The following is a 17,021-nucleotide window of genomic DNA, read 5'->3' as shown; positions in this document are numbered from 1 at the left end:
CGCCCTAGACGTCGTATAAATATCGGGGGAAATAAACATGTTGAACGGTAAAAAAATCGTGCTTGGTGTGACTGGCGGCATAGCCGCTTACAAAGCGGCAACATTATGCAGCAGACTGGTGCAAAAGGGAGCGGATGTTCATGTGATTATGACAGCTTCCGCTACACAGTTTATTACCGAATTGACGCTGCAAACGTTGACCCGAAACACCGTATATACCGATACATTTGATGAGCGTGAGCCAGCAGTCGTATCTCATATTCATCTGGCCGATCTGGCGGATCTTGTTCTGGTTGCTCCGGCAACAGCCAATGTGATTGCCAAGATGGCGCATGGCATGGCAGATGATATGCTCTCAACAACTCTTCTTGCGACGACAGCCCCTGTCATGATTGCACCAGCGATGAATGTACATATGTATGATCATCCAGCTGTAAAGCATAATATGAACCTGCTTGTTGAACGGGGCGCCATGATGATTGAACCGGGTGAAGGTCTGCTTGCGTGTGGATATGTGGGTAAGGGACGTCTGGAAGAACCGGAGAGCATTGTGGATGTGGTAGAACGTTTCTTTGAACAGAAAGAATCTGCAGACATTAGTCGGCAGGGACAAGCTTCATTGTTACAAGGCAAGAAGGTTGTTGTTACGGCTGGAGGTACGATTGAGCGCATTGATCCAGTACGATACATTACGAACGATTCATCTGGCAAAATGGGATTTGCCATAGCCGCAGCTGCGCGTGATCTGGGGGCAGATGTGAAATTGGTTATGGGCAGTACCCAAGCCAAGCCACCGGAGAACGTTGAGTTGATCCCTGTACAGTCTGCACAGGATATGTATGAAGCGGTAACACGCGAGTGGGACGATGCTGATATCGTGGTTAAGGCGGCGGCAGTTGCCGATTATCGTCCAAAGGAAGTTTATACCGAGAAGATCAAGAAGAAAGGCGACACGCTGTCGCTCGAACTTATTAAAAATATAGATATTCTTGAAACGCTGGGCAAACAGAAGACCCATCAATTTTTGATTGGTTTTGCTGCGGAGACTCAGTCAGTTGAGATGTATGCACGTGAGAAATTGGAACGGAAAAACTGTGATCTGATCGTAGCCAATGATGTAACCCGCACGGGTGCAGGATTTGGAACAGACACCAACGCGGTACATATCTATGACCGGGAAGGTTTGGTGGAGGAGCTTCCAGTGATAGCCAAGGACGATGTGGCTCATCGGTTGCTCCGGATTGCGGCGGAGCGCATTGCCGGGAGGAATTAGGAAATGGAGATTGCCAAGGTCATAGTCGATGTTCCCGTGAAGGAAACAGACCGGCCGTTTGATTACCTGGTACCTGAATCGATGAGGGAATGGATCGAGATTGGCAGCCGGGTGGGTGTACCTTTTGGTCATCGGACGGTGCAGGGATTCGTGATTGATCTTGTGCCGCGTACCGGAGAGGAAACATTCAAGCTTAAGCAGATTCAGGAGTTACTGGACATTGTTCCCCCGTTGTCAAAGGATTTGGTTGAGTTGGCCGAATGGATGAGTGGACGTTATGCCAGTAACCGGATTTTGTCATTGCAGGTCATGGTGCCGACGGCATTGAAAGGTAAAGCAGAGCGATACATCTCGCTGGGAGATGCACTTGATGGACAGATGGCGGGAGCACAACCGGATGATGAGGTGTTATTTGTTTGGGGAGAAGAGTCTACGACCGAGAAAGTACAGCAGGATATCATCCGTTTTGTCAAAAGTCGGGGTCAGGTACCGCTGCAACAACTGAGTCGGAAATATCCCAATCATGCTGCACTAATTAAGAAATTATTGCTTGGTGGTGTACTGCTGGAAAGTCAGGCCATCAAGGACAAGTTAAATAAAAAAACGATGAAGTCCGTTGATCTGGCTGTAGATATTGCTGCTGCTCAGGAAGCACTTGCTTCATTCCCGGCGAAAGCACAGCGGCAGAAGGAGATTCTGGCTTTTTTGCTGGAAATGAAAGAACTGCTGCCCATGCCGATGAAAGAAGTGTTATCTACACTACAGGTATCGGCCGCGACGATTAAAGGGCTTGAGGAAAAGGGACTGATCGTCACCGAGGACGTTGAGGTCTTCCGTGACCCGTATCAGGGCAGGACGTTCAAAGCGACTGAACCGCTGGTTCTGACCGATGAGCAAAAACTTGTCTACGACAATATCAATGGCCGATTGCAGGAACAACGCCATGGGGTGTTTTTGTTACATGGTGTTACGGGAAGTGGCAAGACGGAAGTCTATCTTCAAACCATTCAACAATGCATCGAACAGGATCGGCAGGCTATCGTACTGGTGCCCGAGATTGCGCTCACACCACAGATGGTAGAACGTTTTAAAGGGCGATTTGGAGACCAAGTTGCTGTTATGCACAGTCGTCTGTCTGGCGGTGAACGTTATGATGAATGGCGCAAGATTCGTGAGGGTCAGGTGAAGGTTGCAATTGGGGCGCGTTCAGCTGTATTTGCTCCATTCAGTCGGCTTGGGTTGATCATTATGGATGAAGAACACGAGACTTCCTACAAACAGGAGGAAACTCCGAAATATCATGCTCGTGATGTAGCGGTAAAAAGAGCACAGCAGCATCAGGCGGTGGTTGTTCTGGGTTCAGCGACACCTTCGCTGGAAAGTTATTACGCTGCACGCTCGCAGAGTAATGATGATTTTGCACCACTCTTACTGGAGATGCCAACGCGGGCACTGGGTAACAAGCTGCCTGAAGTGCGGATCGTTGATATGCGTGAAGAGTTGAAGGATGGCAACCGCTCCATGTTCAGCAGGGCTTTGCACAAAGGGCTGGAGGAACGCTTGGAACGTGGTGAACAGACGGTGCTTCTGCTGAATCGCCGTGGATATTCGACCTTTGTTATGTGCCGAAGTTGTGGATATGTGGCAGGTTGTCCTGAATGTGATATTTCATTGACGTATCATCAGCGCTCGAATAATCTCCGTTGTCATTACTGCGGGTATGCGGAAGCGGCTCCGGAAGTGTGTCCGGACTGTGGAAGTGAGCATATTCGATACTTTGGTACAGGTACACAGCGAGTCGAGGAAGAGCTTGCCAAGCTCTTCCCGGGTATTCGGGTCATTCGGATGGATGTGGATACAACAACGGAAAAAGGGGCTCACGAGAAGCTACTGAAACAGTTTCGTGAGAAAAAGGCGGATGTATTGCTGGGCACCCAGATGGTTGCGAAGGGTCTTGATTTCCCGGATGTAACCCTAGTTGGCGTGATAACAGCGGACTCAGCGTTGAATTTACCTGATTTCCGTGCTGCGGAAAAAACGTTTCAGTTGCTAACACAGGTAGCTGGCCGAGCGGGTCGGCACCAATTGCCTGGTGAGGTGTTTGTTCAGTCCTATACGCCGGAACACTACTCCATTGGTCATGCGAGTCAGCATGACTATGTGTCGTTTGTACGTGAGGAATTGCTGCACCGTCGCAATTTGCAATATCCGCCATACTGTCGCCTGATTCTGGTGACCTTTTCGCATGAGCAACTTCCAGTATTGATTCGTCTTGCCGAGAACTATACGCGAATACTGAAAGAGAAGGCTAATGCGGCTGGATGGCTCGGCAGTCTGGATCGATTCAGCAATGATGCCTTTGATGTACTGGGGCCGGTAGCGTCTCCGATTCCTCGGATCAAGAATAGATACAGATTCCAATGTATGATAAAATGGCGGGGGGATGTAGACGCCATAGGACTCGCTCTGGCTACGGCCCGGCGCATGGACGATGATGTTCAGGCGCAAAAATTGCTTATTAGTCTGGATGTAGACCCGCAAATGTTAATGTAAGCATTTTGCAGCAATGCGGATGTAAACAAGCGGTATAAACATAGATTAAAATGAATACCCCAAAAATACAGATATCGTCCTGAAATTATGATGAGGATTAGGAAGGTGCTTACAACATGTCGATTCGCATTATCGTGCAAGAACCAGATGAGGTGCTCCACAAGAGAGCCAAAGAAGTAACCAAAATTACACCAAATGTACAAAAATTGCTGGATGATATGGCTGATACCATGTACGATGCGGAAGGTGTGGGTCTTGCTGCGCCACAGGTCGGTATTTTGAAACGTCTGATTGTTATCGACGCAGGTGATGAGCAAGGGCTGATCAAGATGATTAACCCGGAGATCATTGCAAGTGAGGGAGAACAATTTGGACCTGAAGGTTGTCTGAGTATCCCTGGAATTAATGGTGATGTTCGCCGTTTCGAGACCGTTACAGTTAAAGGTCTGGATCGTGAAGGTAAAGAGCTGATTATTACGGGTAGTGGCTTGCTGTCCCGTGCATTCCAGCATGAGATTGATCATCTGGATGGTGTACTCTTTACGGATGTCGCCGAGAAAGTGTACGAAATTGCAGCCGATCAAACGGGACCGCGTCGTAATTAAGGAGTGATCGATTTGAATATTGTTTTTATGGGAACACCTGAATTTGCAGTTCCTTCTCTCGATATGCTGATGGCAGAGGGGTACAATGTGGTGGGTGTGGTGACTCAACCTGATAAACCACAGGGACGCAAAAAAGTACTTACGCCAACACCGGTTAAGGCCGCGGCAGAACGCCACGGTCTGCCGGTGTTTCAACCTGTTAAATTGCGTGATCCGGAAGCGGTAGCCCGCTTGGCTGAATGGAAGCCGGATCTGATTGTAACCGCGGCCTTTGGACAGATTCTGCCCAAAGCCGTGCTGGATATGCCTGTTCGTGGTTGTGTGAACGTGCATGGCTCTCTTTTACCGAAATATCGGGGAGGAGCACCGATTCAACGTTCCATTATTAACGGGGAATCCGTGACAGGAGTCACATTGATGTATATGGCTGAAGGCTTGGACACCGGAGATATGATCTCGCGTGTGGAACTGCCAATTACGGATGAAGATACATCAGGATCGATGTTTGATAAATTAAGTGAGGCTGGTTCCAAACTGCTTCAGGCAGAAATGCCACGATTGATTGCAGGCGAGACAACAGCGGTCCCTCAGGATGATGCCGAGGCTTCATATGCTCGCAATCTGACTCGGGATGACGAGAAAATGGACTGGAGTCGTACTTCACGTGAACTGTTCAATCAGATTCGTGGTCTTGTGCCGTTCTCCGGTGCATTTACGATGTGGGATGATCAAGTCTTTAAAATTTGGGCTGCGTCTAACCCCAATCACGTGGACCTGGAAACTTCTTCGGATGCTGGACAAGCAGAGCCGGGAACGGTGCTGCAATTGAATAAGGCAGGGATTGAAGTCCGCACAGGTAATGGGTCTCTCTGGTTGACTGAAGTGCAGCCAGCAGGTAAAAAGGTGATGCAGGCCGCTGACTTTGCTCGTGGTGGTACACTGAAACCTGGAACGGTGCTGCGATGAGCGGTAATATACCAGGTCGTTCGTCAGGAAAAGGCCAGCAAGCTAATGGGAATTCATCCGGACGTGAAGGAAACCGTCGTCCGAATTCGGGTAAATCGGGTGGTGCATCGCGCTCCCAGCAACCCAAAACATCTGCTCGTACATTGGCAGTCAAGGTTCTGAGTGCTGTTGAGCAAGATGGAGCATACAGTAATCTGGAGTTGAACCGCCGTCTGAAAGAGGCGGATTTAAGCCCCGCAGATGCTGGACTAGCTACCGAATTGGTGTATGGAACAATCGCCAGATTGAATACACTTGATTATTTTCTGGAACGTTACGTCGCCAAAGGAGTATCCAAACTGCAACCATGGGTTCGTAGCCTGCTGCGAATCAGCGTCTATCAGATGATATACCTGGATCGTATTCCGGAGCATGCCGTGGTGAGCGAAGCGGTTAATCTGGCGAAGAAACTGGGCCATCAGGGAATCTCGGGTATGGTGAATGGAGTGCTCCGCAATATGATCCGCAATCGGGATGAACTTCGTATTCCAGAACATCTGCCCGCTGCAGAACGTATTTCACTGGAGCATTCCCACCCGTTATGGATGGTTGAACGCTGGATTGCCCAGTACGGCGAAGAGACAGCGGAAGCGATCTGTCGTGCGAATAATGAGCCGCCAGCGGTGAGTGTCCGGGTCAACACAACAATGACCACACGGGAGAAACTGATGCATGAGATGACCAGTACAGGTGCAGTCGTTGAAGCTTCTCAGCTGAGTTCCGATGGAATTCTTGTACGTAGTGGCGGAAACATGGCTCTAACGACCTGGTATCGGGACGGGTTGTTCTCTGTACAGGACGAAAGTTCCATGCTTGTCGCTGAAGCAGTTGCGCCAGAAGTAGACCAACTTGTATTGGATTGCTGCGCAGCTCCAGGTGGTAAAACAGCTCACATGGCTGAGAAAATGCAGGATCGCGGTCGTATTGTCGCGAATGATGTACATGCTCACAAGCGCCAGCTGATCTTGGATCAGGCGGAGCGTCTCGGTCTGACTTGTATCGATGCTGTAACTGGAGATGCGCTAGACCTGAATGAACGGTACCCGGAAGCGTCGTTTGACCGCATTTTGCTGGATGCACCATGTTCAGGTCTGGGTGTTATTCGCCGCAAGCCTGATGTGAAATGGACCAAAACCGTAAAAGATATCGAAGATATCGCAGGCTTGCAACGTGAATTGCTTGATCAGGTTGCGCCGTTGTTAAAACCAGGTGGTATTCTGGTGTATAGCACGTGTACGATTGAGCCTGCTGAGAATGAGGATATGGTTGCAGACTTCTTGAATCGACATCCGGAATACAGCCCAGCAGAAGCATCCGTCTGGTCTGAATCGGAGACAGCGAACTTGAAGGTTGTGAACGGTGGTATTCAGATTTTGCCACAATACGCTCACAGCGACGGATTTTTCATCGCACGGTTGACAAAAACAGCGGAATAACAGTTTAATAGAGCACGGAAGTATGACCGCCGAGGGGAACTTCGGCGGATTTCTTTGTGATGGGACTTCGATATAATTGTCAGAGAATGTGGTGACAGGGTGCGATGGCGGCATTGAGATGTTATAATGCATGAAGTACAGATATCAAGGGTATACATGGATGTAACGTGGTCTTTGTGATAGAATAGGACGAATGGAACGAAAAGAAGGAAGCCAACGAAAAGAAAAGAAGGAATAGGTGTTGACAACAAAATGAAACCTTTTATATATGATTATTCTCTGGAACAACTGCAGCAATGGGCTGTGGAGAATGGGGAGCCGGCGTTTCGCGGTGGCCAAATCTTTGACTGGATTTATGTAAAACGCGTGAATGATTTCAGTGAAATGACCAATCTGTCCAAGCCATTGCGTGAAAAACTGACAGAGCAATTTGAATTTGTAACGCTTAAGGAAATTACCAAGTTTGAATCCAAGGATGGAACGGTTAAATTCCTCTTTGGTCTTCATGATGATCATGCCATTGAGACAGTAATCATGAAGCATAACTACGGGAACAGCATCTGTGTAACCACACAGGTTGGTTGTCGTATTGGTTGTACGTTCTGTGCATCCACATTGGGTGGTCTCAAGCGTAACCTTACGGCTGGGGAGATTGTTGCCCAGGTTGTGCAGGCTCAGAAAATTCTGGATGAACGCAACGAGCGTGTCAGCAGCATCGTAATCATGGGTTCGGGTGAACCTTTCGAAAACTATGAAGCTACGATGACTTTCCTGCGCATTATGATTCATGAAAAAGGGCTGAACATCGGTCAGCGTCACATCACGGTATCCACGAGCGGAATCGTTCCGAACATCTACAAGTTTGCAGATGAAGATACACAGATTAACCTTGCCATTTCGATCCATGCACCAAATGATGCACTGCGTTCGAAATTGATGCCGGTTAACCGTCGTTTTCCTTTTGAAGACGTGATGGAGTCCCTTCGTTATTATCTGGCCAAAACAGGTCGGAGAATTACGTTCGAGTATGCACTTATTGGTGGGGTAAACGATCAGCCAGAGCATGCAGCAGAACTGGCAAGTGTGCTTAAGAACATGTTGTGCCACGTGAATCTGATTCCGGTTAACCATGTACCTGAACGCAAATATGTAAGAACATCGAGAAGCGACATTTTCAATTTTCAGAAGATTCTCTCGGAACAGGGTGTTAATGTAACCATTCGTCGTGAACAGGGACATGATATTGCTGCCGCTTGCGGTCAGCTTCGTGCAAAGCATATGGAGTTGAGGTGAGAACGTTTTGATCAAAACAGTTCATGTGAGCCATATCGGACGAGTGCGTTCGGTGAATGAAGATTCAGCCTGGATTCGTAATCTCGATACAGGATATATTCTGGGTATTGTTGCCGATGGCATGGGTGGACATCTTGCAGGGGATACGGCAAGCCGCTTGGCAGTAGAGACGTTGGTGAAAGATCTGGGAACACTGGAACCAGGTCTGTCACATGCGTCTCTGTCTGCGGCTCTCAGCGATGCTATTTTGCATGCCAACGAAGTTATCTTCCGCACGGCATCAACAGATGACAAGTATCACAACATGGGAACAACGGTGGTTGCGGCTTTATTGAACGATACGGAAGGTGTTATTGGACACATCGGTGATAGCAGAGCCTACAAAATTGCGAACAAAGCTGTGATCCAGCTAACCGAGGACCATACACTGGTGAATGAATTGTTCAAAAATGGTCAGATTAGCAAAGAGGATGTGTCCCATCATCCACGTCGCAACGTACTAACTCGTGCGCTTGGAACAGATGCCGAGGTGAAGGTAGATCTGGATACCGTCAAGCTGGAGGAAGGCGAAGTTCTTCTACTGTGCAGTGATGGTCTCAGTAACCTGGTCAGCAATGAGCAGATTATTCAGGTTGCCGGCAATCTGGAACTGGCATTGGAAGATCGTGCAGACCGACTGCTTCAGTTGGCTTTACTTGCTGGGGGAGACGACAACATCACGCTTGCTTTGTTCGAGTTGCAGAGGGAAGGTTCCGTGGATACGGAAACGGGGTGTGAGTCATGATTGGGCACCAACTAGGCGGACGCTATGAAGTGATTGAGCGTGTCGGCGGTGGCGGCATGGCTCTTGTGTACAAAGCCCAGGATCTTCTGTTGAACCGGAATGTAGCGATCAAAGTCCTTAGACAACAGTTTGTGCATGACGAAGAGTTTATTCGCCGTTTCCGCAGGGAAGCACAGTCGGCAGCATCGCTGTCTCATCCGAATGTAGTTAGCATTTATGACGTGGGGCAGGAAGATGACGTTCATTATATTGTCATGGAGTACGTGGAAGGCAAAAACTTGAATGAAATTATTAAAGAACGCGCCCCTCTGCAGGTGGACGAATCGGTGCGAATCGCTTCCCAGATTGCAGATGCTCTTGATCATGCACATCATAATCAAATCATTCATCGGGATATCAAACCCCACAATATATTAATTGGCCGGAATGGCCGCGTGAAAGTAACGGATTTCGGGATTGCCCGTGCCGTTACATCTACAACGATTACGCAGACGGGTTCTGTAGTTGGTTCTGTACATTATTTCTCACCGGAGCATGCCAAAGGCATCGTTACTGGTGAAAAATCGGACTTATATTCTCTTGGGATCGTACTTTACCAGATGCTTACCGGGCAACTTCCGTTTCTGGGTGAAAGTCCAATCAGTGTGGCATTGAAGCATTTGCAGGAAGAGTTCGATGAACCACGCAAATTCAATCCATTGATTCCGCAAAGTGTAGAAAATGTCATCTTAAAATCCATGCGTAAAAATCCGCAGGAACGTTATCAGTCGGCCAAAGAAATGCAGACCGATCTGGAAACTTGCCTGATGCCGGAGAGACGTAATGAAACGAAGATTGATTTTCCGGATGAGGATGATATAGATCAGACTCGCGTTATGCCAGCCATCAAGCCTGAACCGCGCGGAGTTACATCGACGGGTGCGGTGCCAGTGATGGAGTCTAACGAAGAAACTGGCAAGGGTAAAGCGAAATCGAAGAGTTGGAAGAAGCCAGCTCTACTCATCTCATTAACCGTTCTTATTCTAATCGCCATGGTGGGCGTTGTATGGTATGTCAAGGGTATGCTGGTTGTACCTGAAGTAACCGTGCCTAACGTGATCACCCAGACGGAAGAAAAAGCTCGGGAAATGCTTGAGGAGAAAGGACTCGTCGTCAGTGATGAGGTCATCCGTTTGTATCAGGAAGGTGTCGAACCCGGTATCGTCTATGAACAGAGCAGAAAAGAAGGCGATGTTGTCAAAGAAGGTTCCGAGGTCCAGATCAGTGTTGGTGCAGAAAAAGAACTTTTAAAGATGATTGATGTCAAACAAGTAACTTATGATGAGGCTGTCAAGAAGTTGACTGCGCTTGGCATTAAGGAAGATCAGATTCAGCGGAAAGACGAGTTCTCCAATGATGTGGCTTCAGGTTCTGTTATTTCCCAGACACCGGGTGTCAATGAGGAATTTGATCCAGAGACAGTTCAGATTGAGTTAACCGTAAGTAAAGGCACTGAAACGGTCAAAATGCCTGATCTGAAAAATCTTACCCGCAGTGAAGCCGAAGAAAAACTTAAATCTGCTGGACTTGAGCTTGCTCAGGTACAGGAAGAACAAAGTTATACGGTAGAAAAGGGCAAAGTGACGCAGCAATGGCCTGTGGAAGCGGGCGCAGATGTGAGTCCTGGCGATAAGATTACAATCTTTATCAGCACAGGGTATCCACCTGAAGCGCTGCAATATCCTTTTGATATCAATGTATCACCCAAAGAAGAGGGCAAAAACAGTAAAATCCGTATCACATATGAAGATGCACGTGGCAAGAATCAGGAATGGGGAACTCGCACCGTGAACTCAACCCAGATCTTGACCATTCCACTTGTACTCGCTCCAAATGAAAATGGGGCTGTGTCCGTCTATCGTGATGGACAGTTCCTGGATACGTATCTTGTCTCCTACAGTGAAGCCAAAAACGGAACAGTAAACGTACCTTCCATTGACCCGGAACAAAGCACTGAGACGCCGCCAGAAAATGAGCCTGATCCAGGTGAAGGTAGCGTTGATGAGGGAAGTGTTGATTCCAATCAGGAAGGTGAACCTGAGTCCACACCGGCAGACGGTGAGGGTGAAAGCGTAGATGAGGACACTTCTGCCATGAATAATGGTAAGGGGCACGGCAAGGAAAAAGAGAAGAAAAAGGAAGTCATTAACGCATCAAGCCGTCCATAAGGGCGGCTTATGCTGGCGTCTGGAGTAAATGTACCACCATCTAAAGGAGGGCGTCGGAGCTATGCCAGAAGGTATCATCGTTAAAGCGCTAAGCGGTTACTATTATGTCATGCCAGTGGAAGACAACGGGGTTCCTTCGGTTGAAGGTTCCGCCGTTCAATGTCGAGCCAGAGGTATCTTCAGAAAGCGGGGAACATCACCGCTTGTAGGTGATCGCGTCAGCTACATGTTGACTGAGAACGGAGAAGGAACGGTTGATGAAATTCGGAAGCGTGAGACGGAACTTATCCGTCCTCCTGTAGCCAATGTAAGTTTGGCTGTTCTCGTGTTCTCTGTGAAGGAACCGGATATGAACCTGAACCTGTTGGACAAGTTCCTTGTTCACATCGAGCAGGCGGGGCTGGATGCACTCATTGTGTTGACCAAACTGGATTTGGCAGATCCAGCCAAAGACACTATTGCTGAAGTGAAAGCATTGTATGAACAGGTTGGTTATGAAGTGATCTCCACAAGTTCACGTACCGGTGAAGGCAGTGAATTGCTCAGAGATCGTCTGGCTGGTAAGATCAGCGTATTCTCCGGACAATCGGGTGTAGGCAAGTCTTCGATGTTAAATGCATTGATGCCGGGCCTGACGCTGGAGACAAATGCGATCAGCATGCGTCTAGGACGAGGGAAACACACCACCAGGCACGTGGAGCTTATTCCGTTGGATAATGGTGGGTTTGTTGCAGATACGCCAGGATTCAGCCAACTGGACTTTCTGGAGATCGGTGTGGAGGAACTCTCCACTTGTTTCCGCGAATTCGCCCAGTTTGCAGATCAGTGCAAATTCCGAGGTTGTACCCATACACATGAACCAGGCTGTCGTGTGCTTGCGGCCAAGGAGGAAGGTCTGATCTCCGAAAGCCGATATCAGCACTATGTGCTGTTCCTGAACGAAATGAAAGATAAGAAGCGGAGGTATTAACATGATTAAAATTGCCCCATCGATATTATCAGCTGATTTTGCCCGCCTTGGTGCGGAAGTTGCAGAAGCCCAAGCTGCAGGAGGAGACTGGATTCATGTTGACGTTATGGACGGTCATTTCGTCCCTAATATTACGCTTGGACCTGCGATTGTGAAAGCAATCGCTCCACATACAAGCTTGCCGCTCGATGTGCATTTGATGATTGAGAATCCGGAGCGTTATGTTGAGGAATTTGCCAAAGCGGGTGCAGCGGTAATTACCGTTCATGCTGAGGCTTGTGTGCATTTGCACCGCGTTATTCATTTAATTAAGGAGCAAGGAGTGAAGGCAGGAGTTGCCCTTAATCCGGGAACGCCAGCGTCTGCCATTCTCGAAGTTCTGGATGATGTGGACATGGTTCTTGTCATGACGGTCAATCCTGGCTTTGGCGGACAGGCATTTATCTCGGGTACCATGAACAAAATCAAGCAGATTCGTACCTGGTTGAACGAAAAGGGACGCCATGATGTACATATCGAAGTAGATGGCGGAATTGCTGCCGATACAGCTCCACTTGTGGTGGAAGCTGGAGCAGATGTGCTCGTTGCCGGGAGTGCCGTATTTGGACGTGAGGATCGTGCTGCCGCGATTACTGAAATTCGCCGTAGCTACGGAGGCTGATCTATGACCCTCAAGGAGACACTGTGGACGATGGCTGCGAGTCTCGTGACGGGACTTGTGCTTGCTTTGTTTGCGGTTATTCAATCCCCGTTTAATGCTATTACGTCATTAATTGGGGTAGGCGTTGTTATTATGTATTTCCGCAAATTTGATCGTACGGGACATCGGGTTACTTTTGTCATTTTCGGCATACTGTATTATTTACTGAGTGTTTTCATGATCGCTGCCTATCAATATATTCCTGCCCAAACGTAAATGACCTGATCTTCGGGCTTGTCATTGTGGAATAGGGATCGAAGGTTCCGCATAAATATGGTTACATGAGCAGGTTTCTCATGTAGCCTTTTTTGTCGTGTTTGAGGTAAAGAAGGCCTGAAGCATAGGATACGGCGGACGCATGAGCATGATGGGGAGGGTGAATTATGAAATTTTACACATTCAAACTGCCGAAGTTTTTGGGAGGGTTTGTAAAGGCGATTCTTAATACGTTTCAAAAGCACTGATCCGATTGATAAGGTAACAGGGAATACCGCCGCTTTGGCTCAGGCTTATCTGGAATTCGTACCTGCGAAGCGCCATGCGGCGGCCATTCACATGTTAATGAGCGTATTCAAGAATCCCTTTTTTGAATACCAAAAAAGCACCTGCAAGGAACAAGGTGCTTTTTGCTTACCCGATTTATAGTAGCTTTGCGTGATTATACGCGAGTCACTTTACCGGCTTTCAGTGCACGGGTGCTTACGTATACACGTTTTGGTTTGCCGTCAACGAGAATGCGGACCTTCTGAACGTTTACGCCCCAAGTACGACGGTTACGGTTGTTAGCGTGGGATACGTGGTTACCGGTGCCCGGTTTCTTACCTGTCACATAACATTTGCGAGACATAGATTACACCTCCTATCCTAAAATAACCAGTTGCCTTCAGAAACGAAAAGTCATTCCATAAGGACTAAATTGTTCTTCCTGATCATAAAGATCAGGTTTCAGTAGCTAATGGCGTTGTTTAAGCCGGCATGAACCGGATCATTTCCATTACTTAACCTGCATAAAACAATACTTGAATATAATATCATAATTAAAAAAGCTTCGTCAACTGATCCAAAAACTTTATTTATTTCTCCTGTCTAATATAGTACAATGTTGAGTAGTCCATAATACAGTGGTGAACAGGCTGTTGCCGCGAGGAAGTCGGAGAATAAACCGTACTTAGAGGTCGGTGGTCTGCTTTTTTGGCAACGCTGTGAGCTGCGGCATTCCATCATTGGCACCAGTCTCCATGCGGCATTCATGCCGGCTCTTGATACCGGTGCATATCCGTATGCCCCGAAGTTAGGGGTGCAGAGAGTGCAGGATATTGGTAGCCCGGCCGCCCAGACCGTTAATCCGGCTGACATGTTGTATTGTATGCCTGTGCCGGACAAGGTATGGACGAAGAATAACGCAGTCCGCGTTAGCGCATGAACAGACCAGACACATCTTGGTGCAAGGTGTTCGTGTATCAAGCTAGGAAGGGGAATTCTCACTTGAGTATACGTTCTTTAAATGGAACAGATTTCACCGCAATGGTACTTGCCGGAGCGGAACAACTTGGACAGCATGCAGAGCACGTCAATTCCCTGAATGTTTTCCCTGTGCCGGATGGTGACACGGGAACGAACATGAATTTGACAATGAGTGCAGGAGTCGCAGAGATTAAAAGAAAAAGTTCTGCCTCCATCGGCGAAGCTGCCGGTATTCTATCGAAAGGCCTGCTTATGGGCGCACGGGGGAATTCAGGAGTTATTCTGTCGCAATTGTTCCGTGGTTTTAGTCGTTCAGCTGCTCCCTATGAGGAACTGAATACGCTCCAATTTGCAGCAGCCCTGCAGAACGGTGTTGACGCAGCTTACAAAGCAGTCGTAAAGCCCGTTGAAGGGACCATTCTTACCGTAGCCAAGGAAGCGGCGAAACATGCCAACTACTACGCAAGACGGACGAATGATATTACTGAATTAATGAATGAAGTTTTGTTAAAAGCAAAAGAAGCACTGGCAATGACTCCGGAATTACTGCCTGTACTGAAACAGGTTGGTGTTGTGGATTCAGGTGGTCAGGGGCTTGTATATATCTACGAGGGCTTTATGGAAGTATTGCTGCAAAGTGATGGAGGGAGTCGTACTTCACTGAACAAAGAAGTAACCCCATCCGTGGCAGCATCTGCTTTGAAACCGGCTGCACCGACAGAAGTGGATATCAAGAAGCCTGCACAGCAGGTGATTGCACCGGAGATGCCATTGTCTGCTCAGGCGAGACTGGAAACGGAAGATATTGAATTTCTGTATGATATGGAATTCTTCATTAATCGTGAGCTTGGAGAGAACGCAGGAGTGGCATTTGATGACGAAGCATTCCGGAAAGCGTTGTCAGTTAATGGAGATTCGATCATTATTATTGCTGATGATGAAGTCATCAAAGTTCATGTCCATTCCAAGACACCAGGCGATGTATTAAACCTGGCGCTGCATTATGGTGAGATTACACAGATTCATATTCTCAATATGCGTGAACAGCATCGGGATCTCCTGACAGCAGGCATGGACATTGCTCCATCACCTGAATTGTTTGCAGAGATTCCACCTGAGGCAGCGCGCAGTATGGAAGAGGCTGTGCTTCCTGCAGATGAGATGGCACCGTATGGTTTTATTGCGGTATCCTCCGGTGACGGTATTGCTGAGATTTTCCAAAGTCTTGGCGTTGATGTTGTTCTGTCCGGTGGACAGACGATGAATCCGAGTACTGAGGATTTTGTAAAAGCCGTTCGTTCCATTGCTGCGGAGCAGATATTTATACTCCCGAATAACTCGAATATTGTACTGGCTGCGGAGCAGGCTCGTGAATTGCTTGAAGATGAGCGCCGGATTACGGTTATTCCAAGCAAGACCATTCCACAGGGAATGGCTGCTGCTTTTGCTTTCCAGGAAGATGAGTCTGCGGAAACAAACCGTGACCAAATGTTGGAGGCCATCAGCCGGGTACAGTCCGGTCAAGTGACTCATGCGGTTCGTGATACGCAATATGATGAATTGGATATTAAGGCGGGGCACTATATCGGTATTCATAACTCCAAAATTGTAGCGACGGATGAAACCATGCTTCAAGCATGTGAAGGTCTGCTCAAACAGATGATGGAGAGTGGAGATGAAGTGGTGACGATCCTTGAAGGGGAAGAAGCTGACCCTGAGGTTACTGCTGCCCTCGCTACATGGCTTGAAGTACAGTATCCTGATGCTGAGGTAGAGGTACATCTTGGAGGACAGCCGGTGTATTATTATCTGTTCTCCGTAGAGTCCTAATAGCACTCTAGCGAAGAGGAGGAGAGTCATGAGCCACAAGGTTACGATAGTAACAGACAGTACGGCAGATATTCCCGAAGAACTCATTCGCAAATACGGGATTCATATTGTTCCGCTACGTGTTCTGTTCGGTGAAGAGACCTATGCAGATGGCGTTGATCTGACTTCGGAACAGTTCTACGAAAAGTTGAAGAAGGTATCTGTGTTGCCTACAACTTCACAGCCATCTCCAACCGATTTCATGAATGTCTACCAATCACTTCTTGATGAAAACCCGGAACGCCCGATTGTATCGATCCACCTGTCATCCGGCATGAGTGGTACCTATCAATCGGCCATGCTTGGCAAGTCTTTGCTGGAGCGTGAGGGTGACATCACCGTGCTGGATTCGAAGTCAGCATCTTATGGATATGGTCTAATGGTGGTACAGGCTGCTGAACTTGCCGAACAGGGCAAGTCAGCAGTCGAAATCGCTGCTGCTATTGAAGGGATGCAAAAATCTCGCAAATTGTTCTTTCTTGTAGATACTCTGGAGTATCTGCAAAAGGGCGGTCGGATTGGCAAAGCTTCAGCCATCTTGGGAACGTTGCTTAACATTAAGCCGATCCTGTCTATTGATGAAGAAGGCGTTATCTACGCAGTTGAGAAAGTCAGAGGTCATAAAAAAGCAATGGCACGCATTATAGAGCTGTTCCAGAAGGATCTTGCAGGCAAACGGGTTAACCTGGCGGTAGGTCATACCGCTGACCCGGGATCAGCGATCGCTTGTGCAGAGCAGCTGCGGGGTCATTTTACACTGAATGAAGTGATCTATACCAATATTGGAGCCGTAATAGGCAGTCATGTTGGACCTGGTGTCATTGCGATCTTTATGTGGCCTGTTCCGGAATGAGGGATTAGA

The 17,021-nt window shown here is 48.0% G+C and carries 15 protein-coding genes; 14 read left to right on the top strand and 1 reads right to left on the bottom strand.

The features are described from left to right. Positions 1–37: 37 nt before the first annotated feature. From coaBC to spoVM, 12 genes are all read left to right on the top strand, one after another. Positions 38–1,273, top strand: coding sequence for a bifunctional phosphopantothenoylcysteine decarboxylase/phosphopantothenate--cysteine ligase CoaBC (coaBC, locus tag NSQ20_RS21630; RefSeq protein ID WP_340030858.1), 1,236 nt, complete (start codon positions 38–40; stop codon positions 1,271–1,273). A gap of 3 nt (positions 1,274–1,276) precedes the next feature. Continuing rightward, on the top strand, positions 1,277–3,826 hold the full coding sequence (gene priA / locus NSQ20_RS21625; protein ID WP_105599619.1) for a primosomal protein N': 2,550 nt from the start codon (positions 1,277–1,279) through the stop codon (positions 3,824–3,826). A 116-nt stretch (positions 3,827–3,942) separates the two neighbouring features. Then, positions 3,943–4,431 carry a peptide deformylase gene (def, locus tag NSQ20_RS21620; protein ID WP_017687449.1) on the top strand — a complete coding sequence of 163 codons (489 nt, stop codon included), beginning with the start codon at positions 3,943–3,945 and terminating at the stop codon, positions 4,429–4,431. Between the two features lie 12 nt (positions 4,432–4,443). Further along, entirely contained in the window at positions 4,444–5,397 is a 954-nt protein-coding gene (fmt, locus tag NSQ20_RS21615) for a methionyl-tRNA formyltransferase (protein ID WP_338706541.1), read from the top strand. Then, on the top strand, positions 5,394–6,872 hold the full coding sequence (rsmB, locus tag NSQ20_RS21610; protein ID WP_340030857.1) for a 16S rRNA (cytosine(967)-C(5))-methyltransferase RsmB: 1,479 nt from the start codon (positions 5,394–5,396) through the stop codon (positions 6,870–6,872). The genes fmt and rsmB overlap by 4 nt, the downstream gene beginning before the upstream one ends. Positions 6,873–7,124: 252 nt before the next feature. Next, entirely contained in the window at positions 7,125–8,165 is a 1,041-nt protein-coding gene (gene rlmN, locus NSQ20_RS21605; RefSeq protein WP_017687452.1) for a 23S rRNA (adenine(2503)-C(2))-methyltransferase RlmN, read from the top strand. A gap of 7 nt (positions 8,166–8,172) precedes the next feature. Beyond that, positions 8,173–8,949, top strand: a complete 777-nt coding sequence (locus tag NSQ20_RS21600) for a Stp1/IreP family PP2C-type Ser/Thr phosphatase (RefSeq protein ID WP_017687453.1) — start codon at positions 8,173–8,175, stop codon at positions 8,947–8,949. Continuing rightward, positions 8,946–11,156 carry a Stk1 family PASTA domain-containing Ser/Thr kinase gene (gene pknB, locus NSQ20_RS21595; RefSeq protein WP_036674900.1) on the top strand — a complete coding sequence of 737 codons (2,211 nt, stop codon included), beginning with the start codon at positions 8,946–8,948 and terminating at the stop codon, positions 11,154–11,156. The genes NSQ20_RS21600 and pknB overlap by 4 nt, the downstream gene beginning before the upstream one ends. Positions 11,157–11,217: 61 nt before the next feature. Beyond that, positions 11,218–12,126: a ribosome small subunit-dependent GTPase A gene (rsgA, locus tag NSQ20_RS21590; RefSeq protein ID WP_340030856.1), complete on the top strand. Its 909-nt coding sequence runs from the start codon at positions 11,218–11,220 to the stop codon at positions 12,124–12,126. Between the two features lies 1 nt (position 12,127). After that, entirely contained in the window at positions 12,128–12,787 is a 660-nt protein-coding gene (rpe, locus tag NSQ20_RS21585) for a ribulose-phosphate 3-epimerase (protein WP_017687456.1), read from the top strand. Positions 12,788–12,790: 3 nt separating this feature from the next. Continuing rightward, positions 12,791–13,042 (top strand): hypothetical protein, encoded by a 252-nt coding sequence (locus NSQ20_RS21580; protein WP_047843680.1) that lies wholly within the window; start codon positions 12,791–12,793, stop codon positions 13,040–13,042. A 167-nt stretch (positions 13,043–13,209) separates the two neighbouring features. Further along, on the top strand, positions 13,210–13,290 hold the full coding sequence (spoVM, locus tag NSQ20_RS21575) for a stage V sporulation protein SpoVM (protein WP_017687458.1): 81 nt from the start codon (positions 13,210–13,212) through the stop codon (positions 13,288–13,290). 194 nt (positions 13,291–13,484) lie between these two features. Here spoVM and rpmB read toward each other — a convergent pair whose 3' ends face one another. After that, positions 13,485–13,673, bottom strand: coding sequence for a 50S ribosomal protein L28 (gene rpmB / locus NSQ20_RS21570; RefSeq protein ID WP_017687459.1), 189 nt, complete (start codon positions 13,671–13,673; stop codon positions 13,485–13,487). 638 nt (positions 13,674–14,311) lie between these two features. Here rpmB and NSQ20_RS21565 point away from each other — a divergent pair. Together NSQ20_RS21565 and NSQ20_RS21560 are read left to right on the top strand one after the other, a co-directional pair. Then, entirely contained in the window at positions 14,312–16,120 is a 1,809-nt protein-coding gene (locus tag NSQ20_RS21565; protein ID WP_340030855.1) for a DAK2 domain-containing protein, read from the top strand. A gap of 28 nt (positions 16,121–16,148) precedes the next feature. Then, the gene (locus tag NSQ20_RS21560) at positions 16,149–17,012 is read left to right on the top strand and encodes a DegV family protein (RefSeq protein WP_047843678.1); all 864 of its coding nucleotides are present in this window, start codon (positions 16,149–16,151) and stop codon (positions 17,010–17,012) included. Positions 17,013–17,021: the final 9 nt, after the last annotated feature.

It is taken from the genome of Paenibacillus sp. FSL K6-1122 (assembly GCF_037977015.1).
Taxonomy (GTDB): Bacteria; Bacillota; Bacilli; order Paenibacillales; family Paenibacillaceae; genus Paenibacillus; species Paenibacillus amylolyticus.
Note: the sequence above shows the minus strand (reverse complement) of the source record. Positions and strands in the feature narration are given on the sequence as shown.

What these genes read in the sequence shown, in the direction of transcription:
- coaBC (WP_340030858.1), top strand. Translation starts at nt 38, where the DNA reads ATGTTGAACGGTAAAAAAATCGTGCTTGGTGTGACTGGCGGCATAGCC.
- priA (WP_105599619.1), top strand. Translation starts at nt 1,277, where the DNA reads ATGGAGATTGCCAAGGTCATAGTCGATGTTCCCGTGAAGGAAACAGAC.
- def (WP_017687449.1), top strand. Translation starts at nt 3,943, where the DNA reads ATGTCGATTCGCATTATCGTGCAAGAACCAGATGAGGTGCTCCACAAG.
- rsmB (WP_340030857.1), top strand. Translation starts at nt 5,394, where the DNA reads ATGAGCGGTAATATACCAGGTCGTTCGTCAGGAAAAGGCCAGCAAGCT.
- rlmN (WP_017687452.1), top strand. Translation starts at nt 7,125, where the DNA reads ATGAAACCTTTTATATATGATTATTCTCTGGAACAACTGCAGCAATGG.
- pknB (WP_036674900.1), top strand. Translation starts at nt 8,946, where the DNA reads ATGATTGGGCACCAACTAGGCGGACGCTATGAAGTGATTGAGCGTGTC.
- rsgA (WP_340030856.1), top strand. Translation starts at nt 11,218, where the DNA reads ATGCCAGAAGGTATCATCGTTAAAGCGCTAAGCGGTTACTATTATGTC.
- rpe (WP_017687456.1), top strand. Translation starts at nt 12,128, where the DNA reads ATGATTAAAATTGCCCCATCGATATTATCAGCTGATTTTGCCCGCCTT.
- NSQ20_RS21580 (WP_047843680.1), top strand. Translation starts at nt 12,791, where the DNA reads ATGACCCTCAAGGAGACACTGTGGACGATGGCTGCGAGTCTCGTGACG.
- spoVM (WP_017687458.1), top strand. Translation starts at nt 13,210, where the DNA reads ATGAAATTTTACACATTCAAACTGCCGAAGTTTTTGGGAGGGTTTGTA.
- rpmB (WP_017687459.1), bottom strand. Translation starts at nt 13,673, where the DNA reads ATGTCTCGCAAATGTTATGTGACAGGTAAGAAACCGGGCACCGGTAAC.
- NSQ20_RS21560 (WP_047843678.1), top strand. Translation starts at nt 16,149, where the DNA reads ATGAGCCACAAGGTTACGATAGTAACAGACAGTACGGCAGATATTCCC.